This window comes from Bartonella sp. HY761, assembly GCF_026743145.1.
Classification (GTDB): Bacteria; Pseudomonadota; Alphaproteobacteria; order Rhizobiales; family Rhizobiaceae; genus HY038.
This window is the reverse complement of sequence record NZ_CP104887.1, coordinates 1,346,004-1,372,257: the sequence shown is the minus strand read 5'-3', so window position 1 is coordinate 1,372,257 and position 26,254 is coordinate 1,346,004. Positions and strand designations below refer to the sequence as shown.

At 39.9% G+C, this 26,254-nt stretch carries 20 protein-coding genes and 2 pseudogenes; 11 read left to right on the top strand and 11 right to left on the bottom strand.

All coding sequences use genetic code 11. From position 1 onward, the window contains the following. The first annotated feature begins 474 nt into the window (after positions 1-474). Positions 475-1,764, top strand: coding sequence for a citrate synthase (gltA, locus tag N6A79_RS05800; protein WP_182419321.1), 1,290 nt, complete (start codon positions 475-477; stop codon positions 1,762-1,764). A gap of 106 nt (positions 1,765-1,870) precedes the next feature. Here the strand turns inward: gltA and glpD are convergent, their stop codons facing one another. Continuing rightward, positions 1,871-3,361 carry a glycerol-3-phosphate dehydrogenase gene (gene glpD / locus N6A79_RS05795; protein ID WP_268547329.1) on the bottom strand — a complete coding sequence of 497 codons (1,491 nt, stop codon included), beginning with the start codon at positions 3,359-3,361 and terminating at the stop codon, positions 1,871-1,873. A gap of 356 nt (positions 3,362-3,717) precedes the next feature. Here glpD and N6A79_RS05790 point away from each other — a divergent pair, with 356 nt between their 5' ends. Further along, positions 3,718-4,035 (top strand): hypothetical protein, encoded by a 318-nt coding sequence (locus N6A79_RS05790; RefSeq protein ID WP_268547328.1) that lies wholly within the window; start codon positions 3,718-3,720, stop codon positions 4,033-4,035. A 24-nt stretch (positions 4,036-4,059) separates the two neighbouring features. Further along, positions 4,060-4,380 (top strand): annotated as a pseudogene (locus tag N6A79_RS05785) (DUF2268 domain-containing putative Zn-dependent protease); the annotation flags it as partial. Between the two features lie 130 nt (positions 4,381-4,510). On the opposite strand, the gene nusB reads toward N6A79_RS05785, so the two are convergent. From nusB to glyA, 6 genes are all read right to left on the bottom strand, one after another. Further along, on the bottom strand, positions 4,511-4,984 hold the full coding sequence (nusB, locus tag N6A79_RS05780) for a transcription antitermination factor NusB (protein ID WP_182419318.1): 474 nt from the start codon (positions 4,982-4,984) through the stop codon (positions 4,511-4,513). Then, positions 4,981-5,439 (bottom strand): 6,7-dimethyl-8-ribityllumazine synthase, encoded by a 459-nt coding sequence (locus N6A79_RS05775; RefSeq protein ID WP_182419317.1) that lies wholly within the window; start codon positions 5,437-5,439, stop codon positions 4,981-4,983. The genes nusB and N6A79_RS05775 overlap by 4 nt, the downstream gene beginning before the upstream one ends. A gap of 160 nt (positions 5,440-5,599) precedes the next feature. Further along, positions 5,600-6,205, bottom strand: a complete 606-nt coding sequence (locus N6A79_RS05770; protein ID WP_268547327.1) for a riboflavin synthase — start codon at positions 6,203-6,205, stop codon at positions 5,600-5,602. Between the two features lie 2 nt (positions 6,206-6,207). Then, complete coding sequence (gene ribD / locus N6A79_RS05765; protein ID WP_268547326.1) at positions 6,208-7,311, bottom strand: bifunctional diaminohydroxyphosphoribosylaminopyrimidine deaminase/5-amino-6-(5-phosphoribosylamino)uracil reductase RibD; 1,104 nt, start codon at positions 7,309-7,311, stop codon at positions 6,208-6,210. Next, positions 7,308-7,781, bottom strand: coding sequence for a transcriptional regulator NrdR (nrdR, locus tag N6A79_RS05760; RefSeq protein WP_182419314.1), 474 nt, complete (start codon positions 7,779-7,781; stop codon positions 7,308-7,310). Before nrdR ends, ribD begins: the two co-directional genes overlap by 4 nt. Before the next feature lie 300 nt (positions 7,782-8,081). Continuing rightward, positions 8,082-9,389, bottom strand: coding sequence for a serine hydroxymethyltransferase (gene glyA / locus N6A79_RS05755; protein ID WP_268547325.1), 1,308 nt, complete (start codon positions 9,387-9,389; stop codon positions 8,082-8,084). Positions 9,390-9,667: 278 nt separating this feature from the next. On the opposite strand from glyA, the gene argC reads away from it, so the two are divergent. After that, a complete protein-coding gene (argC, locus tag N6A79_RS05750; RefSeq protein ID WP_268547324.1) occupies positions 9,668-10,585 on the top strand; it encodes an N-acetyl-gamma-glutamyl-phosphate reductase in 918 nt (305 codons plus the stop codon). Positions 10,586-10,674: 89 nt separating this feature from the next. Here argC and N6A79_RS05745 read toward each other — a convergent pair whose 3' ends face one another. The 4 genes and pseudogenes from N6A79_RS05745 to metC all read right to left on the bottom strand — a co-directional run bounded on the left by N6A79_RS05745 (position 10,675) and on the right by metC (position 17,000). Beyond that, positions 10,675-12,087 carry a DegQ family serine endoprotease gene (locus N6A79_RS05745; RefSeq protein ID WP_268547323.1) on the bottom strand — a complete coding sequence of 471 codons (1,413 nt, stop codon included), beginning with the start codon at positions 12,085-12,087 and terminating at the stop codon, positions 10,675-10,677. Between the two features lie 220 nt (positions 12,088-12,307). Next, positions 12,308-15,070: a [protein-PII] uridylyltransferase gene (locus N6A79_RS05740; RefSeq protein WP_268547322.1), complete on the bottom strand. Its 2,763-nt coding sequence runs from the start codon at positions 15,068-15,070 to the stop codon at positions 12,308-12,310. 186 nt (positions 15,071-15,256) lie between these two features. Beyond that, positions 15,257-15,604, bottom strand: a pseudogene (locus N6A79_RS05735) (linear amide C-N hydrolase); the annotation flags it as partial. Between the two features lie 223 nt (positions 15,605-15,827). Then, positions 15,828-17,000 carry a cystathionine beta-lyase gene (gene metC, locus N6A79_RS05730; RefSeq protein WP_268547321.1) on the bottom strand — a complete coding sequence of 391 codons (1,173 nt, stop codon included), beginning with the start codon at positions 16,998-17,000 and terminating at the stop codon, positions 15,828-15,830. A 306-nt stretch (positions 17,001-17,306) separates the two neighbouring features. Between metC and N6A79_RS05725 the strand changes: the two genes are divergently transcribed. From N6A79_RS05725 to N6A79_RS05695, 7 genes are all read left to right on the top strand, one after another. Beyond that, positions 17,307-18,308, top strand: a complete 1,002-nt coding sequence (locus N6A79_RS05725; protein WP_182419668.1) for an amino acid ABC transporter substrate-binding protein — start codon at positions 17,307-17,309, stop codon at positions 18,306-18,308. Between the two features lie 88 nt (positions 18,309-18,396). Further along, complete coding sequence (locus N6A79_RS05720) at positions 18,397-19,605, top strand: amino acid ABC transporter permease (protein WP_268547320.1); 1,209 nt, start codon at positions 18,397-18,399, stop codon at positions 19,603-19,605. 2 nt (positions 19,606-19,607) lie between these two features. After that, positions 19,608-20,768: an amino acid ABC transporter permease gene (locus N6A79_RS05715; RefSeq protein WP_268547319.1), complete on the top strand. Its 1,161-nt coding sequence runs from the start codon at positions 19,608-19,610 to the stop codon at positions 20,766-20,768. Next, positions 20,716-21,537, top strand: a complete 822-nt coding sequence (locus N6A79_RS05710; RefSeq protein WP_442784257.1) for an amino acid ABC transporter ATP-binding protein — start codon at positions 20,716-20,718, stop codon at positions 21,535-21,537. Before N6A79_RS05715 ends, N6A79_RS05710 begins: the two co-directional genes overlap by 53 nt. A gap of 81 nt (positions 21,538-21,618) precedes the next feature. Then, positions 21,619-23,046: a PucR family transcriptional regulator gene (locus tag N6A79_RS05705; protein ID WP_268547317.1), complete on the top strand. Its 1,428-nt coding sequence runs from the start codon at positions 21,619-21,621 to the stop codon at positions 23,044-23,046. Between the two features lie 210 nt (positions 23,047-23,256). Next, a complete protein-coding gene (locus N6A79_RS05700) occupies positions 23,257-24,534 on the top strand; it encodes a 4-aminobutyrate--2-oxoglutarate transaminase (RefSeq protein WP_268547316.1) in 1,278 nt (425 codons plus the stop codon). Positions 24,535-24,695: 161 nt separating this feature from the next. Further along, positions 24,696-26,150, top strand: a complete 1,455-nt coding sequence (locus N6A79_RS05695) for an NAD-dependent succinate-semialdehyde dehydrogenase (protein ID WP_326848770.1) — start codon at positions 24,696-24,698, stop codon at positions 26,148-26,150. The last annotated feature ends 104 nt before the right edge of the window (positions 26,151-26,254 follow it).

Sequence of the window (26,254 nt, the reverse complement as noted above, 5' to 3'; positions counted from 1 at the left end):
CATTTAGAGTATTTGGAAAGTAAGCAAATATTTTATTCAAAGTGCTTTAAATATGCGTTGAAGCTGTTATTGTAAAACTGGGAGGAGTTTTATAAACATGCAATGTTTTGTTATGTAATTAAATCCCCTTATAATTTAATATGCATTACCTAGGGGATAAATCTTCGTTGTTAAAATAGATATTAACTAACATTAATTCGGTAGGTTGGATGGTCAAAACAACTAAACTCACGTTAAGCAGCAATTTTGATCACAAAATTTTCATTTTAATGTAAGCAGTAATTAGATCTATTAGGATTTAACAAAATTTATCACGGAGCTGTGACACATAACACTAAAATAATACAAATTTGACGTTGCAACTGAAATGATTTTGAGTAGGCTAACAAGAATACTCAATGAATAAAATGATTTTTATTAGCAATGAAATTGCATACTCTATTCCAATGGGATGAGGATTTGAAAGGGAAAATTATGTCGGATAATAGCGCTCATATTATGGTCGAGGGTAAATCGATCGAATTACCAGTGCGAAAAGGCACCTTGGGACCTGATGTTATTGAAATTGCCCCTCTTTATAAGGAAACGGGTACTTTTACCTATGATCCAGGCTTCACATCCACCGCATCATGCGAATCAAAAATCACTTATATTGATGGTGATGCAGGTGTTCTTCTTTACCGCGGTTATCCAATTGAACAATTGGCAGAAAAAGGCGACTTTTTAGAAACTTGCTATCTTCTTCTTTATGGAGAACTACCAACAGCTGCACAAAAGGCAGATTTTGACTATCGTGTTCAACACCACAATATGATGCACGAACAATTTGCTCGCTTCTTCCAAGGCTTTCGCCGCGATTCTCACCCAATGGCAGTCATGGTTGCCTGTCTTGGCGCTATGTCGGCTTTCTATCACGATTCAATTGATATTACTGATCCGCATCAGCGCATGGTTGCTTCAATCCGCCTTGTTGCGAAAGTACCAACCCTTGCTGCAATGGCATATAAATATTCGATCGGCCAGCCTTTCGTATATCCACGCAACTCGCTTGATTATGCGTCAAATTTCTTGCATATGTGTTTTGCCGTGCCTTGTGAGGAATATGTTGTTAACCCAATACTTGGCCGCGCGATGGATCGAATCTTTACGCTCCATGCGGATCATGAACAAAATGCTTCAACATCAACGGTGCGTTTAGCTGGTTCATCTGGTGCCAATCCTTTTGCATGTATCGCTGCCGGCGTTGCCTGTCTTTGGGGCCCTGCACATGGTGGTGCCAATGAAGCTTGCTTAAAAATGCTTGAAGAAATTGGCTCTGTAGATCGTATCCCCGAATTTATTGCGCGCGCTAAAGATAAGGATGATCCGTTCCGCCTTATGGGCTTTGGTCATCGTGTTTATAAAAATTATGATCCTCGTGCGCGTATCATGCAGCAAACATGCCACGAAGTACTTACTGAACTTGGCATTAAAGATGATCCACTTCTTGACATTGCTATGGAACTTGAAAAAATTGCGCTGCATGATCCATATTTTGTTGAAAAGAAGCTTTATCCCAATGTTGACTTCTATTCAGGCATTACCTTGAAGGCTCTTGGCTTCCCAACCAATATGTTTACTGTTCTATTTGCCTTAGCTCGCAGTGTTGGCTGGGTTGCACAATGGATGGAAATGATTGAAGATCCTGCACAAAAAATTGGCCGCCCTCGTCAGCTTTACACAGGCGCTGCCGAACGCGATTACGTTCCAGTTGATAAGCGCTAAATTTAATTAAATTATCTGATCTAAAATTAAGCCTCTTACAAATAATATTGTAGGAGGCTTTTTATAAGAAACATCTTAATATATATGCAAATTTTTCAGCAATTAACTATGGTTGGATCAAACGATCGGATAAGTAGTTTTCTAATACTTCACGCTGATCATCATCAAATTTTAGCCCCAACTTGGTACGACGCCACAAAATATCATTGGCGGTTTGCGCCCATTCTCTTTTAATAAGCCAATCAACCTCCACCTCAAATAGCCCGTGCCCAAAATCAATGCCAAAATCTCTATTATCCCTATTAAAAATATAGAATACATCTGTTCCATAACAGCTTGTTAAACGGTTAACCGTAAAGCGATCTAGCATTGGTAACATCTTAGCAACGCTTTTTTCTAAACCTTCAAAATCTCCATGAGGGAAATCACCACCGGGCAGGCAAACATTTGCAGTCCATTTCCCTTTGCGTTTTCCTAAATATTTTTCAACAAAACCCATTGCATCTTCAGCAAGCTTACGAAAAGTTGTCATTTTTCCGCCATATAGGGTTAAAAGAGGCAATTTTGTATCGGCAAGCTTTAAAAGATAATCGCGGCTGGTTTCCTGAGCGTTTTTCTCACCGTTATCATATAGAGCCCTAATGCCTGAAAAAGACCAAACTACCTTTTCAGGGCTAATTTGTTGGGTAAAATATTCATTTGAAGCGGCACATAAATAATCTATCTCTTCAGTGGTGATTTTCACTTTGCCAAGATCACCCTGATAATCAATATCCGTAGTGCCAATCAGTGTATAGTCTTGTTGAAATGGTATAGCAAAAAGAACCCTTCGATCGGCATTTTGAAACATATAAGCATGCTCATGCTTATAAAGACGCGGCACAATAATATGAGAGCCCTGCACCAATCTTATCGGCGAATGAACCTTTAAACTTGCTACATCGCCCAAGATATTATCCATCCAAGCGCCTGCCATATTTACTAAAAAACTAGCTGTGTAATGAGTTTCCTGCCTATGTCCTTCACGCTGCACGGTGATATGCCATCGATCATTGATAATCTTTACTGAAATAACTTTGCTACGCACACGAATATCAGCCCCCAATTGTTGAGCGTGGCGCGCATTAAGAATGGCAAGACGCGCATCATCAACACGCGTATCATAATATTCAAAACCCTTATTATAATTTTGTTTCAGCGGATTACTAACTGCTTTTGAAAAATCAACCGCTCTCGAGTGGGGAAGTACCGTTCTCGCACCCAAACGGCTATAAATAAACATTCCCATATTTAAAAACCATTTAGGTCTAATGTCCTTATGATGCGGCAGTAAAAACTGCAATGGTTGCACAATATGGGGCGCAATTTTCCAAATAGTTTCCCGTTCTTTTAAGCTCTCGCGCACCAAGCTAAAGGCACCCTGCTCAAGATAACGCAAACCACCATGAATAAGCTTTGTTGATGCCGAAGACGCACCCGATGCAATATCATTCATCTCGGCTAAACAAACTTTAAAACCTCGTCCCGCAGCATCACGAGCCAAGCCACAACCATTGATACCGCCACCGATAATAAAGACATCAAAATTTCTTTCCATAAAAGCCCCGCCTCGAAATAGGTCAAAACAAAGTACTTTTTTTAAAATTTATTTATCGCCAACACTTCAATTCGTTAGGAAAACTAATTTTGGAAAGAAATTAGTTTTTTATAAAAATCAATTAATTAGCCAAATCAATATTTAAATCATGCAAAAAGGAAGCTCGTACTTTATTAATTTATCGCCTATTGTCTCATGCTTAAATGACAGTATGAAGAAAAATACTAAAAAAATGCCCACATCAAAAAAATATAATTTTGCCATAACGTACTGATATACAATAAAAACAATTGACAAAATAGTTGCATTTTTACATAAATTTTACGTAAATTGAATATTAACAATGGAATTTAATAATGGATTTACGATTGCATTTTCTTGAGGCAGCAGGCGATTTATCTTCTTGGAAAGATATTATTCGAACTCAGATCGAAGCACTACGCTTAAAGATTGAAAAAATTGTACCTGCTAAGGATCATAATATTGCCACTGATGTTTTAATCGGCAATGATCCCACTAATATTATTCCCGAAATTGGCGTGGGCGGTAGCTGCTATAAAGCTGAACTTATTTCCATTAGCATTGATTCACAAAACGAAAATTTTTCAGCTAAACTTGCGGAAGGTCATTTTGCCCAAGCCATTGCACATGAATTGCATCATGCGATGCGATAGGCACGACATGGCTATGGAGAAACGCTTGGCGAAGCAATCATTTCCGAAGGTCTCGCCGACTATTTTTCAACGTTTATTACTTCGATGCCTGTACCGCCTTGGTGCAAAGTTGAAATAACAAATCAAATAATCAAGCTTGCAAAAAGTCAGCTAAAGAATGAAAATTACAACCATTATGAATGGTTTTTCGGCACGGGTGATTTGCCACGCTGGGCAGGATATAGCATTGGTTATCAACTTATCGATTTATACAGCCGCAATAATGACAAAAAAAGTAAGACAGGTATGGTCGATATTGATGCAATGGAAATTTTAAATCATATCAATAAACTGTTAAAGCAGTAACGTAGATTTAAACCAATAGCTATAATTTAGTAAATATAGATGAACTTTCATCCAACATATAATACACAAAATAAAAAGCACTGTTCCCGAAACGAAACAGTACCTTTCATTATAATTTAAAATATATAATTTAGCTTTTTCGCAATTGCTTAGCTGAATTATCTAGCAAGGCATTAACAAGCTTTGGCTCTTCCTTGCCAAAAAATGCTTTTGCAATATCAACATATTCAGATACAATCACTGGAAGCGGTACTTCTGGACGATTCTTTAATTCCCAAATACCCGCGCGTAAAATCGCACGTAAGGTTGTATCAATACGCGATAAAGGCCAACCTTCAGGCAAAAAATCATGAATGAGTGGATCTATTTCGCGTTGTTCGGCAACAACGCCTGCAATGATTGAGCGGAACCACTGCGCATCAGCTTCCAGATATTGATCACCATCAATATCTTTACCTAACCGAAAACTCTCATATTCGGTCACTGTTTCCATCACACCACTTCCGGCAATATCCATTTGATAAAGCGCCTGCACGGCCGCAAGACGCGCTGCACCTCGTTTATTTGCCGGCCGCACAGATGGCTTTTTATTCTCTTCGCTCACTCACTTACTCCAAATTGCTTTTTTAATGCAATCATTTTTAATGCGGCATCTGCAGCAAAACCACCCTTGTCCTTATCTAGGACACTGGCGCGCGCGATAGCCTGTTCTTCATTTTCAACTGTTAGAATACCATTGCCGATAGCAAGACGCTTGCGCATTGTCAATTCCATGATGCCACGACATGACTCATTAGCAACAATTTCGAAATGGTAGGTTTCGCCACGAATAACACAGCCAAGCGCAATATAACCATCATAATGTACATCATAGCTTTTATAAGCATTGGCAATAACACCTGGAATTTCCAATGCACCTGGCACGGTTACAACATCATAGGTTGCACCTACCCCATCAAGGTGTTTTTTAGCGCCCTCAAGCAAACTATCAGCCAAATGATCATAAAAACGAGCTTCTACAATCAATAAATGCAAAGGGCGTTCTTTTTTCGAATTCATTGCCATCTCCAAAAAGTGTTTTAACTATCAATACTCCCAATGTGGCAAAATGAAAAGAAAAACTCTCCATTTTTGGCATTATTAAGCGAGTTAAATGATAATTGCATCAACGAATTATAAGCTTAATATCCGCCCTTTTTCGAGCTTGAGATAATTACTATTAAGAAAATACTGCTAAGCGGGCGGCATAACGAGCCAATTGGTCAATTTCTATATTAAGAATATCACCAACTTCGCGCTGTCCCCAAGTTGTAACCTCGAGCGTATGACGAATAATCAGCACGTCAAAAGTAGTTCGCTCCACCTTGTTAACCGTTAACGATGTTCCATCAAGGCAAACAGAACCCTTTTGTGCAATAAAGCGCGCTAATTTTTCATCTACCTTAATGGTAAATCTTATTGCCTCTCCCTCGCCATCTTTTTTTATGATTTCTGCCGTACCATCGACATGGCCTGAAACCAAATGGCCGCCCATTTCATCACCAAGTTTTAACGAACGCTCGAGATTGATTTGTTTATCAATCTGCCACGATCCAATGGTTGTAAGTCGCAAAGCCTCTTCCCAAGCTTCCACTTCAAACCATGATTCCGCGCTTGTTTCTTCAGGCAGGGCAACAACGGTCAAGCAAATGCCACTACATGCGATAGACGCGCCAATATCAATGGTTGAGGGATCATATGTCGTTGCAATGCGAAAGCGTAAACCTTCATCAAGCGGAGTTATTTGTTCAATGCGACCTATATCAGTAACAATACCCGTAAACATAACTAAATCCTTTCCCATATGCACCAAATATCATTGTCATAGCTTTTTTGACTGCTTTGCCGATAGTCTTTTTGCAAATTTAAAAATTGTGGTGCGGCGTAGCCATTAGTTTCAATTTTTTGATTTGATTTTAATAATATAAGTCTATCAATTAAACCGCTATCATAAAAAGATTGTGCGACTTTACGACCACCTTCAACAAGCAAATTATTAATACCCTCGCCCCCAAAAAATTCCATAAGCTCATTTAAATTATTATGAATATTTTCACCAAATGGAATAATACGGCAGCCTAATGCCTCGAGTAATTTTTGCTTATTTTTATCACTCTTTTCATTGCAAATAATCCAAAGTGGAGTTTTCTTTGCCGAAAGCACAATACGACTTTCAACTGAAATACTTAAATCACTATCAAGCACGATACGAATTGGCGAACGCTTTTCGAGGCCCGGCAAGCGACAATCCAACATTGGATCGTCTATTTTTATCGTGCCAATACCTACTAAAATGGCATCGCTTTCAGCCCTTAAAATATGGGTGCGTGCTTTTGATAAAATTCCAGTTATCGGGGTATTTGCCTCGCTAATTCTACCAATATAACCATCTTGAGACAAAGCAAGCTTTTGGGTTATAAAAGGGCGTTTTTTTGTAATTCTAGTTAAAAAGCCTGCTAAACCTTCAAAAGCCTTTCGACTTGCAATATCTTGAACAACATCAATACCAGCAGCTTTAAGCCGCGCTATCCCTCGTCCGCTCACACGCGGATCGGGATCATCTAAAGCTATCACTACCCTTTTTACTCCTGCCGCAATTAATGCATCAACACAAGGTGGTGTTTTTCCATGATGAGAACACGGCTCTAAAGTTACATAAGCAGTTGCACCCTTTGCGCTAGCCCCAGCTTGCTGCAAGGCTTGTGGCTCTGCGTGGGGGCGGCCACCAACGGCTGTAACACCAATACCGATGATAATTGGTTTGCCGTTCATTTCCTTAACAATTACCGCGCCAACACTTGGATTTTCTGCCGTACACCCAAGATTTTGTCGGCCCAAACGAATAGCAACTTCCATAAACCGTTGATGCAACTGCTGTTCGTCTAATGTCATTCCTTAACCTCGTCGATCGGGGAAATTTTTACCTCATCGATAATATTATGGAAATCTTGCGCCGAACTAAAATTGCGATAAACCGATGCAAATCGAATATACGCAATATCATCAATGCGCTTTAATGCTTCCATCACCAAACGACCAATCTCCTCGGAGGTTACTTCAACTTCACCAGAGCTTTCAAGCTGACGCACAATGCCGGAAACTGCTCGATCAATTTTTTCTTTATCTATTTCGCGCTTGCGCAGCGCAACATCGATGGAGCGCATTAATTTTTCACGGTCAAAAGGCATATGGCGACCACTTTTTTTAATCACCATTAATTCACGAAGTTGCACGCGCTCAAAGGTGGTAAAGCGCCCGCCGCATACCGAGCAAATACGGCGCCGGCGAATGACCGACCCATCTTCTGTTGGACGCGAATCCTTAACCTGTGTATCTTCACATTGACAAAAGGGGCAGCGCATATTGTGGTCACTCTCTTTATTCTAGTCTAAAATCCAAAATCTTTTAATAGTGTCAGGAAAAATTAAAAACATAAAATCAGTTACATTCAGTCTTTTTTTAAAGTTAGTGATTAACCGTTGATATTAAAAGACTATAAATAGTCAGCATATGCACTCAAACTAAAGAGCATATTATTATATTTTATTTTTAATGGAACAAAGCAATTATTTAAAAACTCCGGTCTAATATTTAAAAGCATAAAGCATATAAACTTTTTGCAGTAAATATTGAACCGGAGCAAGGATCAAAAATATTTTAGCTTATCCTAAATAAGAATAAAGCGGGAAGCGCTCGGTAAGAGTGATAATTTTCTTGCGAACATGTTCCTCAACTGCTGCATTACCATCATCAGAATTCGCGGCCTTTAGACCATCAAGAACTTCAGCAATTAAATTACCAATTTCGGTAAATTCACCAGCCATAAAACCACGGGCAGTACCGGCAGGCGTACCAAGACGAACACCGGATGTTACAAATGGCTTTTCAGGGTCGAATGGAATACCATTTTTATTACATGTAATATTAGCGCGACCAAGAGCTGCCTCAGCACGCTTGCCTGTTGCATTTTTAGGGCGTAAATCAACTAACATTAAGTGATTATCAGTACCACCTGAAACAATATCAAGACCACTAGACTGCAAGGTTTTTGCAAGAACCTTGGCATTTTCAACTACATTTTGTGCGTAAGTTTTAAACTCTGGTTGCAATGCTTCACCAAAGGCAACGGCTTTTGCAGCAATGACATGCATTAAAGGACCACCCTGAAGCCCAGGGAAAACTGCAGAATTAATTTTCTTGGCGATATCTTCATGATTGGTCAAAATCATGCCGCCACGAGGACCGCGTAAAGATTTGTGGGTTGTTGTGGTGACCACATGGGCATAAGGTAATGGGGAAGGATGCTGACCACCAGCCACAAGGCCTGCAATGTGAGCCATGTCAACCATGAGATAAGCGCCAATTTCATCGGCGATTTCACGGAAACGTTCCCAATCCCAAATACGAGAATAGGCAGTACCACCTGCAAGGATAAGCTTAGGCTTGTGTTGGCGAGCAAGATTGGCAATTTCTTCCATGTCTAATAATTGGTCATCACGGCGAACGCCATATGAAACAACGTTAAACCATTTACCTGACATATTGACTGGTGAACCATGGGTTAAGTGACCACCAGAATTTAGATCAAGCCCCATAAAGGTATCACCTGGTTGTAGCAATGCTAGAAAAACCGCCTGATTCATCTGACTACCAGAATTAGGCTGCACATTAGCAAAACCACAATTAAACAATTTTTTGGCACGTTCAATAGCTAGTTCTTCTACGACATCGGCATATTGGCAACCGCCATAATAACGCTTACCTGGATAGCCTTCAGCATATTTGTTGGTAAAAACCGAGCCTTGCGCTTCTAACACAGCGCGAGATACAATATTTTCTGAAGCAATCAGCTCAACTTCATGACGCTGACGACCGAGCTCACCACGAATTGCATTAAAAACATCAGAATCAACTGATTCCAAATTACCATTGAAAAAACGATCTAAAGACATGCTTGCGGACTGTACCATGAGCGGTTTCCTCTATTATAACAGCAACTCATTTGCCAATAACACAAATGAAGCCAATAGGCTATTACCGATATGTTTTTTAAACGATTTTAAAAGGAAGCATCGACTGTGGTCGATTGGGCATACTTTTTTTATAATGACTACAAAAATCTTATCTATCTTCGTTCTACATTTTTAGCAAAAACACATTACATTTTTTATCAAACCCGTTCAAAATTACTATTTTAAATAGACTAGTCTATGTATATAATCATTAAATAGGTTTTTTGGAGACTAAAATGGCAAAAGTTTTTATTGATGGTGAACACGGCACTACAGGCTTGCAAATTGCAAAGCGGCTTGAAATGCGCAATGATATTGAACTTTTGTCAATCCCTCAAGCAGATCGCCGCAATGTAGAAATTCGTGCTGATTATTTGCGTAATGCCGATATTGTAATTTTATGCTTGCCTGATGATGCTTCAAAAGAAGCAGTAAAGATGCTACAGGGCTGCCCTACCCGCATTATTGATAGTTCAACTGCTTTTAGAATCGACCCAAATTGGACCTACGGTTTTGCTGAAATGAGCAAAGGGCAAAGCGAGCGCATTGCCAATGCGCAATATGTTGCAAATCCGGGTTGTTATCCAACTGGCGCAATATCGATTTTGCGTCCATTGCGCGAAGCTCTCGTTCTTCCAGAGGATTATCCAGTCACTATTAATGCTGTTTCTGGCTATACTGGCGGAGGCAAGCAACTCATCGCACAAATGGAAGATCTAACACGTGAAGACGCAATTCATGCCAATGATTTTCTTTATGGACTAAATTTAAAACATAAGCACGTTCCCGAAATAACCATGCACGGGCTTTTGGGGCATAGTCCTATTTTCACTCCAAGTGTCGGGCGTTTTGCGCAAGGTATGATTGTTAATGTGCCACTTTATCTCAATCGCCTTAATGCTAAGATAGATAAAAAGGCGTTGTATGAGCTTTTTTGCCAACATTATAGCGGCCAAGATATTGTTGAGATTGATCCCTTGGAACAAACTGCAACCATGAGCCGTATAGATGCAGAGGAATTGGTGAATACTGATCGTTTGAAAATTTATATCACAGGTAATGATAGTCTTGTAAATGTCGTTGCAGTTCTTGATAATCTTGGCAAAGGAGCCTCTGGTGCTGCAGTACAAAATCTAAACCTAATGATTGGTTAATTAGTATTTCATCATTGATAAATATAAAAAGCGTATTTAATTGAGTTTAAATACGCTTTTTTTTCAATTAAAATGCTTAGAATTTAAGTCTAGCGATAGAATTGTCGGATTAAAACTCCATTACGTACAAATTCTAGTCGCCAAATTTGCGGCTGACCCGCATTTAAAACTTGTTTCAAATCATTAACTGTATTAATAAGCTGGCCATTTACCGCCCTTATCACATCACCTTTAGCAAAAATATTTGCTGCGCGTGAATTATCATCAACATTACTTATCACCACACCCTTAGCATTTTGTGGTTGATTAAAGCGCCGAGCATTCATTGGCGTCAAATTGGACACTTCAGTGCCTGTAAAGGGTGAATTGCCAGTAAGTACTTCGGCAGAACCTGAAGCATCATTTGGCATAGCTGTAAGCACAACTGTTATTTTGGCCACCTTGCTATTGCGCATAATATCAAAATCAATGCTTTTACCAATTCCAGTGGTTAACAGACGATAACCGAGTGCATCGGGATTTTCAATTTTTTGCCCTTGAGCGGTTAAAATAATGTCGCCAACCGATAAACCAGCCTTAGCTGCAGGACTATTGGCTTGCACATCAGTTACTAATGCGCCATAAGGCTGCTCCATACCCAGACTTTCAGCCAATGCTGTGTCTAATCCTTGAAATGATGCGCCAAGATAAGGCTGCTCAAAATTACTGCCACCACGCTTTACTGTTTCAACGACCGATCGCACAAGATTGGAAGGGATAGCAAACCCAATACCAATAGAACCGCCAGTGCGTGAATAAATTGCAGTATTAATCCCAATCAGATTTCCATCCATACCGATAAGTGCGCCACCAGAATTACCTGGATTAATTGCAGCATCGGTCTGAATGAAAAAGTCAAAATCAGAAATTCCAACCTTAGTTCGCGCTTGTGCCGACACAATACCACTTGTTACAGTCTGCCCAACGCCAAAAGGGTTACCAATAGCTAAAACCAAATCGCCAACTTCAACCTTGTCAGAATCTGCAAGCGCTAAAACCGGAAATTGCAAACCATGCGGATCTATTTTTAAGACGGCAATATCTGTTGCCTCATCTTTCAATAAAACCTTGCTTTCAAACTCGCGCCCATCTGACAATGCAACCTTTACTTCATCAGCACCACGGATCACGTGATAATTTGTAACAATCAAACCGCTTTGATCAACAATAACACCAGATCCTAGTGAAGATTGAACACGGGGAGGCTGGTTTTGAAAGCGGCCGCCAAAAAACTGCTCAAAAAATGGATCTCCATCAAAAGGCGTTGCTTGCCGCCGAACTTGTCTTGCCGCATAAACATTAACCACTGCCGGCATAGCTTTTTTAACCAAGGGTGCAAAGGAAAGCTGCATTTCCATTGGACTTTGCGGAACTTGTCTTTGGGCATCTTGCGCGTTGGCGCTAAAGCTGCCCGAAAAAAACGCTAAAAGTACAATAGAAGAGGCTAAATATTTTTTTATCATATCCTGGCTCCTGATCTTACCAGCTTGTTTATATCTTTAGAATTCGTAGAATTATAAATCATTTATGGCTAAAAAACTGCAAAATTTATTATTCACTTTGATTTGATATATTTTAACACTTAATTTTTATTCATTAAAATAATTTAATATTTTGGTTTAATTGACATTTATATAATACTACTAATAAATTTGTCATTTTTAAATTGCCGCTTTTTAATAACTAACCTTCATCACCAAATAATTGATTTAATCTTCGCTTTATTGTCCTTTGTCTTGCTATATTATCAATTTTATGCCCGACTAAATCAGTCACATAAAATGTATCCATAATTTTTTCGCCAAAAGTAGTAATATGGGCAGATGCAATATCTAGTGACAAATTAGAAATTGTCCCAGTTAACTCTGATAATAAACCCGGTCTATCTAAGCCTTTTACCTCTATAACGCTGAACTTATCAGACAGCGTATTATTAATCTCAATGCGCGGGGCAACAGAAAAAGCTTTTGCCATTTTTTTTGGCTTTGCGCGCGCTGCTATAAACTCAGTTAGTCGCGCCTCTCCTCTTAACAGTGATGAAATGGCATCAGCGATCTTTTGCGCGCGACGCTCTTCATCACTAGCCAGTTCAAATTCACGGCTAAGCAAAATCGTATCAAGAGCACGCCCGTCAGAAGTTGTAAAAATTTGGGCATCGACAATATTGGCTCCGGCTGCTGCACAAGCAACGGTAATAACTGATAAAAGCCTTGGATGATCTGGCGCAAGAATCGTTAGTTCAGTTACCGCTTCAAAATTATGCAATTTTGCCATAAAAGCAAAGGTCTTTTCATTTTCATCAGCATGGGTAATAAAATTAGCGTGGCGTATTTTATCGTCCAATGATACTGTGAGCCAATAATTGGGATATAAAAGCTCAATATAGGCATTAAGTTTTTCTTCTTGCCAATTCTGCAGAGCTACAGCTAATTCAGCCTTAGCCTCCAAAATTCGCTCAAAGCGTGTTTCTTTTGAAAAACCACCGGTTAAAACAATTTCTGTTTCATAATAAAGTGTCCGTAACAACTGCCCTTTCCAGCCATTCCAAACGCCTGGCCCTACCCCTTTAATATCGCAAATTGTCAAGATTAGCAGTAGTTTAAGACGATCCATTGTTTGAACAACATCGGCAAAATCATTGATGGTTTTGCGATCATTTAAATCACGTGATTGCGCTACAATACTCATGGTCAAATGCTCGCGAATAAGCCATGCAACCGTTTCACAATCTGTGGATGATAGACCAAATCTTTTGCATAGTTTTCGGGCAATTTTTTCGCCAGCAATAGAATGATCTTCTGGTCGCCCTTTTGCAATATCATGCAGGAATACAGCAATATATAAAAGCCGCCGTTCATTTTTTAATTGGGGGATTAGACCAGTTGCTAAAGGGTGTTCTACAAGGTTATTCCCTTTATCAATTTCACTTAAATAATAAACACATAGCAACAAATGTTCATCCACAGTATAATGATGATACATACTAAACTGCATCATAGCAACAATTTTACCAAAATCGGGTATAAATTTACCTAAAACACCCGATTCATTCATCCGGCGCAGCATAAGGGAAGGATTGCGTGGCGAGGTTAAAACATCTAAAAATAGACCATTGGCAATTTTATTTTCACGCACTTCGTTGGTAATTAACTTCAAAGATCGCGTCATTTGTTGCATAGCATGGGGATGCAATTCAAAACCATGTTGATCGGCGATTTGGAAAATACGGATCAAATTAACTGGGTCTGTTGAAAAAACATCGGCATTGGCAATATTAATACGCTGATTATCAATGATAAAATCATCACTACCTTTAATTTTCTTCTTTCGCTTGGAAAAAGTTAAAAATATTTGGTTTATGCCTGGCACTGCTTTAGCATGATCTTCCTCAAGCGCTGCTGAAATAATGCGGGTTAGATCGCCAACTTGTTTAGCCACCAGAAAATAATGCTTCATAAAGCGTTCGACGTCTTCTTGGCCTGGATGGGCAGTATAGCCAAGTCGATGTGCGATATCACGCTGAATATCGAAAGACAGACGTTCATTGGCTTTGCCGGCTAAAAAATGCATATGGCAACGCACAGCCCATAAAAAATCATCGGCCTTTTTAAAGATATTGGATTCTTGACGCGATAAAATTCCGATTTTAACCAATTGCTCTGGGGTTTTGACACCATAAAAATATCGCGTTATCCAATAGAGAGTTTGCAAATCGCGCTGGCCACCCTTACTTTCCTTAACATTGGGTTCAACCAAATAGCGTGTTTGTCCTGCTTTTTTATGTCGCTCATCACGCTCAATCAATTTAGCGCGGATAAATTGTGGTGCTGTGTCTTTCACTATTTCTGCGTTAAACCGATCAGATAATTGTTGAAAGAGTGGTTGATTGCCGTTTAAAAAACGCATTTCTAAAAGTGCAGTGCGAACGGTCATATCTTCACGCGCCATACGTATCGTTTCATCAATATTGCGCGTTGCATGTCCAACTTTCAAGCCAATATCCCAAAGCATATAAAGGATAAATTCCATGACTTGTTCGCCCCATGGCGTTTGCTTATAGGGAAGCAAAAACAAAAGATCGATATCGGAACTAGGGGCAAGCGTACCGCGACCATAACCACCAACAGCGATTAAAGCTATACGCTCACCATTTGACGGATTTTGCAATTTGAATATTTTTTTTATCACCACATCATAAAGTGCATCAATAATAATATCAATTAACAAGCTAAGACGCTTGGCACATAAACGGCCGTGACCATCAAGCAAAAGTTGAATTTCACAGCCCTTTTGTCCAGCAACAAGAGCTTGTTTTAATTCGCGTCTTATAGCTTCGCGTTTTTGTACATCGGTGCAATTCGATTTTTCATCGCCAATGACTTCATAAAGCCGCTTTTTTAACTCTGATGAATTAACAACATCTTCAACTTTCGCCAGCTTTGTCATTTCAACCTGCCCCCATTTTAAATAATGATATCAGTTCAATCATTATATTGTCATTATCATCGGCCACAATAAAGTTGGTTATCACACTTAGCTTATTATCAAGATCGAAAGCCATTTTATGTAATTATTCGATATAGCTTTGTAATTTAACAGGGTGCAAATCAATTTAATTTATAGCCTAAAAAATTATAGTCCAAAAAACTTGAATAAAGCAGCTTCCTTAAATTTTTTTATTGGCCATGCCTGAATAGATATGCGTATGGTGGAACCCCAAATCAAGTTTCATAACCTTACCGGTAGCCTTAGTAAAATCTACCTTTGTCAAATCTGCTCAGAATATATTGGGAGTAGTGGTTGCTTTAAAAAATAGAGCTTACGTTTATGATGCGGCACTGGGCGCCAGCGCGTTGACGATATATTAGGCTCATTTGGTGTCGTAAATCCGTAAGGAACAAATATATTGCAAAGAACACTGAAAACACTTGCAATGGCTTCAATTGGACTTTCACTTTTTGGTATTGCATTCACATAGAATATAAAACAAGCAAAAATAACTTTATCATCTGCACCATGATATACAAAACGAATACATGCATTAGCAACTAGGCTTGCCGACATAGATATCACAGCAAGGAAAGCCAGTTGTAAAGGGACAGTTTTTGCACATCTTCATCGACTTCCCATCCATTAAATACCCAATGAATCAGTAGACATTGTCTTATAGCTTCATTGGGTATTAATTAAAAAATGGAGTTATTTATAAGCCAGTTGCATTGATTGCATTTTGTAAGTCTTTTTGCAAATCTTCAAAATTTTCAATACCTATTTGCAAGCGCAAAACAGGCCCTGCATAATCTTTTTTGGCGACTACACGGTCTTTTAAGTTAACATGAACTGCAAGGCTTTCATAACCGCCCCATGAATAGCCTAGCCCAAAAAGCTGCAAGCTATCAAGGAAACGACTTGCTTCTTCAATACCCCCATTTTTCAAAACAATGGAAAAAATAGTGGCTGAACCTTTAAAATCACGACACCAAATTGCGTGTCCCTTATTGCTTGGCAATTCCGGATGCAAGACTTCAGCAACTTGCGGCAAAGTTTCTAGCCATGAAGCAAGAGCAATTGTTGTTTTACTTTGATGAGCAAGGCGTATATTCATGGTGCGCATACTACGCAAAACGAGATAAGCATCGTCACCTGATACACTCATGCCAGTAATTTTGTGGGCATCTTTGATAAGTTCAGCATATTTTTGATTGGCGGATACCATTCCCATCAGCACATCCGCATGACCTGCAGGATATTTGGTCGCGGCATTAATCGAAATATCAACCCCATAATCTAACGCTTTAAATAAAAGCGGCGTTGCCCATGTGTTATCCATCATAACGATAGCGCCAATTTTGTGGGCAGCTGCGGCAATTGCAGGAATATCCTGCATTTCAAAGGTATTGGATGCAGGCGACTCGGTAAAGACAATTCGTGTATTGTCTTTAAAGAGCTTTTCTATACCGGCACCAATTAAAGGATCATAATATTCAACCTCAACTCCCATGCGCGTTAAAATCGTATCAGCGAAACGACGCGTCGGAAAATAGACGGAGTCCGTAATAAGTAGGTGATCACCGCTGCTTAGCGCACCAAGCAGCGGCATAGTAATGGCTGCAAGACCGGATGGCGTTAACACGGTAACCGCTGAGCCTTCAAGAAGATCAACTGCATGGCAAAGCGCATCGGTGGTTGTTGTACCATGGGTACCATAAGTATAGGCTTGGTTCTCCAAAGCCATTGTATTGGCATCAGGAAAAAGAACGGTTGAGGCACGGACCACTGGTGGATTAACAAAACCGTGATAATCATGGGGATTATATCCACCATGAGCGAGTTTTGTATTAACACCCCAATTATCCATATCTTTAGTTTTTGCCATTGCCTTATTATCCTCTTTTTAGGCTCTACGACCTATGGAACCAAATTTGATGTTTAGATTAGATTATTTTTATGCTAACTTGCAAGAAAACAATGGAAAAAATTGCTTGAACTTGCAATCAAACTTCGTTCCAAATGGATATTGTAACTGCAAACTAAATCTAAGAGGGTGATTATGGCAATAAATACCAAATTTCTGACAGCTTTATTGGCGATAACAACGATAAGCGGCTTTCAAAGTCAATTGGCAAATGCACAAACTGAAGCAGCTCAAGCACCAGTTAAAGGCACTGTTGTTACTAGCGAAATGAAGGTAACATTGGGCGACCCTAAGCTTGAAAATGCTGGTGCGACCTTGCGTGCAGTAAAAACCCGTGGTCATTTGGTATGCGGTGTCAATACAGGATTAACTGGCTTTGCGATCAGAGATGGAAAAGGCAATTGGACAGGTTTTGATGCAGATTATTGCCGCGCAGTTGCTTCGGCTATCTTTGGAGATAAATCCAAAGTAGAATTTGTGCCTCTTTCCGCCAAAGAGCGTTTTCTTGCGCTTCAATCGGGGCAGATTGATGTGCTAATCCGCAATACAACTTGGACGATGAGCCGCGATACGTCACTTGGTATCGAGTTTACTGGAATTAATTATTATGACGGCCAAGGCTTTATGATTAATTCTGACCGGTTAAAAGACGTAACTTCTGCTTTGCAACTTTCTGGTGCGTCCATATGTGTTCAATCTGGTACATCAACTGAATTGACTTTAGCAGATTATTTCCGCAACCATAAAATGCAATATGAACCAGTGGTTTTTGAAAAATTCACTGAAGTCAATGCGGCTTATGATGCTGGCCGTTGTGACGCTTATACGACAGATCAATCATCGCTTTATGCAACTCGCTTGCAATTAGCAAATCCTGATAAAAATGTTGTTTTACCGCAAATCATTTCAAAAGAACCTTTTGGTCCTGCTGTACGCCAAGGCGATGCGCAATGGGCAAATATTGTTCGTTGGACTCATTATGCAATGGTTAACGCCGAAGAATTTGGTATCACCAGTTCTAATGTTGATGATATGGCAAAATCTGATAATCCCGACATTAAGCGCATGCTTGGTGCAGAGCAAGGTAACGATATTGGTAAGGACTTAGGACTTGATCAGGATTGGGTTATCAAAATCATTAAAAATGTTGGTAATTATGGAGAAGTTTTTGAGCGCAACATAGGCCAAAATACGCCGCTTAAAATTTCACGTGGTATCAATGCCTTATGGACCAAGGGTGGTTTACAATATGGCGTGCCTATTCGTTAAAACCTTGTAAATAAATCGGGTATTGCGCACCCGTTTTGTTTTAAAATTTGTTTTACTTACCAATATAATTTTATGAGGCATTGTACTCTTGGTACCTATTCAACCACGGCCCTCCCCGATAAAAAAAGGTGCGTTTCGCACCTTTTTGCGTTCCATATTGAGTGTTAGTTTTCTTATTCAATTGCTAGTAATTGTTTTTATTGGACTAACGGCACAGTGGATTATCACCAATACGATTACCAATATGCAAGCCAATAATATGACTGCGGGCTTTGGCTTTCTATTACAGCGCGCGGGTGTTTCTATTCCCAATAGTCTTATTCCCTATAGCGAAGATTCCAACTATCTCACAGCGCTAGCTGCTGGCTTTGTCAATACAATAGTGATGGCCGTTCTATGCATCATAGCATCGAGCCTATTGGGGCTTTTAATTGGCATTGGTCGGCTATCTAATAATTGGTTAGTTTCAAAAATTTGCCTGTTTTACATTGAAACTTTTCGTAATATTCCTCCACTTCTGGTGATATTTTTTTGGTATTTTGCAATAATTCAAGCTTTGCTACCATCGGTGCGTGACAGTATTGCACTACCGTTTAATGTTTTTATCAATCAACGTGGTATCTTTTTGCCGCAGCCGATATTTGGCCAAAGTGGTTGGCTGATTATGCTGAGTTTTGCAGTAGCAGTTATTATTAGCCTTCTTTTATGTATCTCTTTGCGTCATTGGAGCAAAAAACGCTTTGAGCAAAGCGGTAAAGCCCAGATTTTATGGCCATTTTATATTTTAGTTATTATTGCCACTTTTTTACTTCTTATGCCAATTTTACAATTTTCAGGCTTTAATATACCGCAAGCAGGGCGATTTAACATCAGCGGCGGCACAAGTATAACCCCAGAATTTACCGCATTATTTTTAGCTCTTTCCATTTACACATCGGCTTTAATTGCAGAAATTGTGCGCAGTGGCCTCCAAGGTGTCGATTATGGCTACAAGGAAGCTGGAGCTTCACTTGGTTTAAAGCCTCGCCTTATCACAAGGCTTATTGTTTTGCCGCTTGCCTTGCGCATCATTATTCCACCACTCTCTAGCCAATATATGAGCTTGATGAAAAACACTTCACTTGCAACAGCTATTGGTTATACCGAGATTATGCGCATTGGTAACACCATCTACAATCAAACAGGGCAGCCCATTCAAGTAACCGTTATTTGGATAATCGTTTACTTAAGCCTTAGCTTGCTTATTTCACTGATGATGAATTGGTTTAATTATAAAACCAGTTTGAAAGGACGCTAAAAATGGAAAAAATTAGCGCCTTTTCTCGTAAGCAGTTGCTACCTGCCCTACCGCCGCCCAAACGCCAAAGCGGTATTTTCCATTGGTTAAAACGCCGACTATTTGCAAATCCACTTGATGGCATAATAACCATATTTTTGTTAATTGCCTTGATCTACACCGCCATTCCAACTTTGCGTTGGTTGTTTATTGACGCTAGCTGGATAGGCAATGATCGTGCAGCTTGCGCAACTATCATACAAGGCGGCGTTCAACCCAATGGTTGGTCAGGCGCATGTTGGGCATTTGTCCGCGCTAATATGAGTTCATTTTTATATGGTATTTACCCACAAAGCGAATTATGGCGGGTTCATTGCGCATTGCTATTGGTGATTATAGTCAATATTCCACTATTAATACCAAGAGCAAGGTTCAAAGTCATCAACGCCATATTATCGTTTATTTTTGTACCAATCTTTTGCTATATCATGCTTTATGGTGGTGCGTTTGGATTAACGAGCGTGCCAACTGCGCGTTGGGGTGGTTTACTTGCAACTTTAATCATTGCCTATTCCAGCATAATCGTTTCGTTACCGCTTGGCACTTTACTGGCACTTGGGCGGCAATCGAAAAAGCCAATCATTCACTTTTTATGTGTAATTTTTATCGAAACCTTGCGTGGTGTACCCTTGGTGGCAGTGCTTTTTGTTGCCAATGTCATGTTGCCATTATTTTTTCCGCAAGATTTAAATTTTGATAATTTTTTACGAGCACTCATTGCGGTCGCGCTCTTTACCTCAGTCTATATTGCAGAAGTTATTCGTGGCGGTTTGCAAGCAGTGCCTAAGGCACAATATGAAGCCGCATGGTCGCTTGGGCTGCATTATTGGCAAATGATTAGCTTTATCATTGTGCCACAAGCTTTTCGCCTTGTTATCCCCGGCGTCATCAATATTTTAATTGGCATGTTTAAAGATACCAGTTTGATCTATACGATTAATATGCAAGATTTGCTTGGTGCCGCCCAAAATGCCACCCTACAACCCAATTGGATAAGTCCGGTAACACCTGCAACCGCCTATATTTTTGCCGGCTTTATCTTTTGGCTATTTTGCTTTGCCATGTCACGCTATGCCCATTTTATCGAGCGCCATCTCAATGCCTCAAGAAAATTACAAAACTAATGAAATGAATAACATCATGATTGACCAAACAAATGACAGTCCACTTGCCGTTGAAATGAAAACGGTCAATAAATGGTTTGGTGACAACCATGTTTTGCGTGATATTAATCTATCTGTCACGGTGGGTGAAAAAATAGTGGTTATCGGTCCCTCAGGATCAGGTAAATCAACCATGATCCGTTGCATAAATGCATTGGAATCCTATCAGAGCGGACAAATCACGGTTGAGGGTATCCAGCTTGATTCCAATAGCCGCCATATTGATAAGGTTCGCAGTGAAGTTGGTATGGTTTTTCAGCAATTCAATCTTTTCCCCCATTTGACCATTTTAGAAAACTGCACTTTAGCCCCAATTTGGGTTCGCCATATGAACCGCAGCACTGCGAATGATTTAGCACTGGATTATTTGGATAAGGTCCGCATCAAGGATCAAGCCAATAAATATCCCGGACAATTATCGGGTGGACAACAGCAGCGTGCAGCAATTGCTCGTTCTTTGTGTATGAGCCCTAAAATTATGCTTTTTGATGAACCGACCTCGGCGCTTGATCCTGAAATGATAAAAGAAGTTTTAGATACAATCGAGGAACTTGCCAAAACTGGTATGACAATGATTTGTGTTACCCATGAGATGGCTTTTGCTCGCGAAATAGCAGATCGCATTATCTTCATGGATGAGGGACAAATTATGGAAATAAATACTCCAACAAATCTTTTTACCAATCCGCAAAATGCCCGAACAAAAACATTTTTAGAGCAAATACTATAAATGAATATGCTGAAATGATGTAAAAATTTATAGTTCATTTAATTGTAAATAACTAAAAGCAAAACTTAAAGATTATAAATTATGCCCCTAACCGTTGAACGCCTTTGTAGCATGACTAAACCTGCTCTCATTCCCATTGCAGGTCTTGAGGGGCTTAAAAACCGTATTAACTGGGTAATTGCTTCCGATAATCCCGAACCACGCCGTTGGTTAAGAGGTGGTGAGTTTAATCTCATATCAGGTTGGAACCTTAATGATGATGCGGCAATGATCCGCTACATGGATCAACTCTATTCAAGTGGAGTTGCTGGCATTGGGTTTGGTATAGGGCTTAAATTTAGTAAAATTCCAGCCATCATGATTGAAAGAGCAAATGCTCTTAAACTTCCCTTATGCGAAGTGCCTTATGAATTAAGTTTTGCCCATATAACACAAATTGCAGCAGAACAGCTTGTCGATAAGCCAAGCCAACTTGGCAATACATCCTATTACAGCCAAATTCTTGACGATGCCATTGATGAAAAATTACAGCTTTCCGATATTACTATGCGGCTAGCCAATAGCTTATTGGCAGACTGCCAAATCATTGAGCAGGATAAAAATATCTTAGCCGAGGCCGTACGCAGTAAGGGCGCCAAAGCAAAGGAAGCAATAAACCAACATAATGATTTTACCAGCTTTTCCTGCACCAATACAATTGAATTGCGCATTAAACGCAAATCGCAAGATTTTTCATTAACCGATAAGGCATTTATCCATGAAATGATTTTGGCAGCAAGAATTATTATCAATCGCACCAATGCGGTAAACCGGGCTGAAAGCCGTTTAAAAATTGATATATTTTCCATGCTGATGCAATCATTTTTACCTTTACAAGAAATAAGGCACAAGCTTTTTTCACTTGGCTTTGACCCTGATAGCAATTTCGGACTTAGTGTTATACTACCCCTTAATGGTCATTTGAAAAAGACAGCAGATTTAATTGCCACGAACTTACCAAAAGGCTCGATAATTCAGATTTACAACAATGAAGTTATTGTTTTTTTTGCAATTTCATCACGATTATCTCCTAAACAGCTTTTAGCACCATTGCTGACTATTTGTCCCAATTGTAGCATAGGGGTTAGTAAACCAGTTAAAGCAGATCAACTGCATACGGGCTTACGGCAAGCACAAATGTTGGCGCAAAACTCAACAGCAGGCCTTTATGATAGCGATGATATGGCAATTGAAACCATGCTTGGTTCATTGGACCCCATCTCAGCCAAAGCTTTCAAAAACGCCATACTTCACAAAGACCTATCTGCTGAATTACTTACGACCATCGAGATGTTGTTGGATAGTGGATTTAACCTCCATGAAACGGCACAAAAGCTTAATGTCCACCGCCACACTATTCGCAACCGCATGGAACGCTTTAATGACCTTACCGGTCTTGATATCCAAAATGCTGATAACCGCAATAAAATATGGCTCGCTTTAAAAATTGCCAAAATATTTTCCGTGTAATTTCAATAATAAAAGAGCTAACCAATATCCCAAACGTATAAATAATAAAATATAATTATACAGATTGTCTATATTTTTTGAGAAAAAATAGATTATTCTATCCTCAACAGTGTCAAAATGATAAGTGCTAGGATGATCTATAATAATTCCAACCTAATTATCTTTTGATCCAATCATACAGTTTTTAAGCAAATATGGAGGATTTTAATCATGGGAAATGCAGAACTTTCAAAGCGCCGCTCAGATGCCGTTGCGCGCGGCGTTGGTGTAACTACGCCAATTTTTGCAGATAAAGCAGAAAATACTGAACTTTGGGATGCAGAAGGCCGCCGCTTTATTGATTTTGCATCGGGTATTGCAGTGCTTAACACTGGCCACCGCCACCCAAAAGTTATTGAAGCGGTAAAAAAGCAGCTTGATCGCTTTACCCATACTTGCCATCAGGTTGTGCCTTATGAGAATTATGTGGAGCTTGCTGAAAAACTCAATGCAGCAACACCTGGTAATTTTAAGAAAAAAACTGTTTTTGTAACTACCGGCGCTGAAGCGGTTGAAAATGCGATTAAAATTGCTCGCGCTTATACAGGGCGTGATGGCGTTATTGCGTTCTCCGGTGGTTTTCATGGCCGTACATTTATGGGCATGGCTTTAACTGGTAAGGTCGTCCCTTATAAAGTTGGCTTTGGCGCAATGCCTGGTGATATTTACCATATTCCCTACCCTTATTCAGTACATGATGTAACCGTTGAAGATAGTATAAACGCGTTAAATACGCTGCTTAAAGCAGATATTGATCCAAAGCGCATTGCAGCCATTATTCTAGAACCTGTTCAGGGTGAAGGTGGTTTTTATCAAGCACCAGCAGAATTAATGAATCGCGTTCGCGAAATCTGTGATGAACACGGCATTGTTATGATAGCTGATGAAGTACAGACAGGCTTTGCAAGAACAGGCAAACTTTTCGCCATGGATCATTATGACGTAGCCCCAGACCTTATCACTATGGCAAAAAGCTTAGCTGGCGGTTTCCCACTATCAGCAGTTACTGGCAAGGCTGAAATCATGGATGCCCCAGGCGTGGGCGGCCTTGGTGGCACCTATGGCGGTAATCCATTAGCCATTGCAGCAGCTCTAGCTGTGCTTGATGTAATTAAGGAAGAAGGGCTTTGTGAAAGAGCAAACCAGCTTGGCTCGCGCTTGCGCCAACGTTTGGCTTCAATTCAGGATGATGTGCCAGAAATCAAGGATATCCGTGGTCCAGGCTTCATGACAGCAGTTGAATTTTTTGACAAAAATGGCAAGCCATCAGCTGACTTTGCGAATAAAATCCGTCTTAAGGCTCTCGAAAAAGGGCTTATCTTGCTTACCTGTGGTGTCTATAGCAATGTTATCCGCTTTTTGGCGCCAATCACGGTTGAAGATAAGATTTTTAATGAAGCTCTTGATATTTTAGAGCAATCAATCCGCGAAGTTAAAGCGGCAAGTTAATTTGCGCTTTTTCAATACCTAGCATTAAATACAAAAGACACTAGAGCACAATTATTTAAGTTACAACAACTAGGTGCTCTAGTTTCCTCGCTGTAATTAAGCAGATTGGCTTTCCCGTAAAGCCAAAAATATTGAATAAGAAGCAATGGGATAGGATTGATATTATGTTGAAAGACAATACACTTTTTAAACAGGCCGCCTATATCGCTGGCAAATGGATTGCAGGCAGCAAAGATAATGGCACAGAAGTTACTAACCCTGCAACGGGCGAAATTTTAGGCTATATTCCTAACTGTACACAGGAAATGACTCTGGAAGCGATTAAAGCTGCTGAAACAGCTCAAAAAGAATGGGCAAAACGCACGGCTAAGGAACGCTCGCTTATTTTGCGTAAATGGTTCAATCTTATGGTAGAGAACCGAGAAGATCTTGGCAAAATTCTCACCCTTGAACAAGGTAAACCACTTAATGAAGCTATTGGCGAAATTGACTATGGTGCAAGCTTTATTGACTGGTTTGCTGAAGAAGCACGCCGCATTAATGGTGAAATCATCCCCGGTCATCAGCGGGACAAACGTCTCCTAGTGATGAAGCAGCCAATTGGTGTAGTAGCCGCTATTACACCGTGGAACTTTCCAAATGCAATGATTACCAGAAAAGCCGGCCCTGCTTTAGCTTCTGGTTGCGCCATGGTGTTAAAACCTGCGTCTCAAACTCCGTTTTCAGCCATTGCCCTTGCTATACTTGGCGAGCGTGCAGGTATTCCTGCCGGTCTTTTTTCTGTGGTGACTGGTAGCGCGAGAGAAATTGGCAAAGTTATGACTGACAGCCCAATTATACGCAAACTGACCTTTACTGGATCTACCGAGGTTGGTGCAATGCTTTATGCACAATGCGCACCGACAATTAAAAAACTCGGTCTAGAACTTGGTGGCAACGCGCCCTTTATTGTTTTTGATGATGCCGATATTGATGCAGCTGTTGCTGGTAGTATTATTGCTAAATTCCGCAATAATGGTCAAACATGCGTATGCGCAAATCGTATTTACGTGCAAGATGGTGTTTATGACATATTTGCTAAAAAATTAACCGATGCAATTGCTAAATTAAAAGTTGGCAATGGTATGGAAAAAGACGTTATTCTTGGGCCGCTGATTGATGAGCCTGCCCTTAAAAAGGTCGAGCAGCATGTTAAAGACGCGGTCAGCAAAGGTGCACGTGTATTAACCGGTGGTAAGCCATCTGCCCTTGGTGGCACTTTCTTTGAACCAACTGTTATTGCTGATGTAACCAAGGATATGTTGGTTGCCAGTGAAGAAACTTTTGGCCCTGTTGCACCTCTTTTCCGCTTTTTTAATGAGGATGACGTTATCCAACAGGCAAATGATACCGAATTTGGTCTTGCATCCTACTTCTATGCTAAGGATTTAGCCCGCGTATTCCGCGTTAGTGAAGCTTTGGAATATGGCATGGTTGGCGTTAATACTGGGCTTATTTCCACAGCGGAAGCGCCATTTGGAGGCATCAAATCATCTGGACTTGGCCGCGAAGGATCACATTTTGGCATTGATGACTTTGTTGAAATTAAATATGTCTGCCTTGGTGAAATTGCTTAAACAATAAAAAGTGCTTGCAATAAGATATATAAAATTTATAAAATGATAAGAAGGTTTCATTCTTTAATGAAGCCTTTTTCAATTAGAAAAATCAGGCTAAAAAC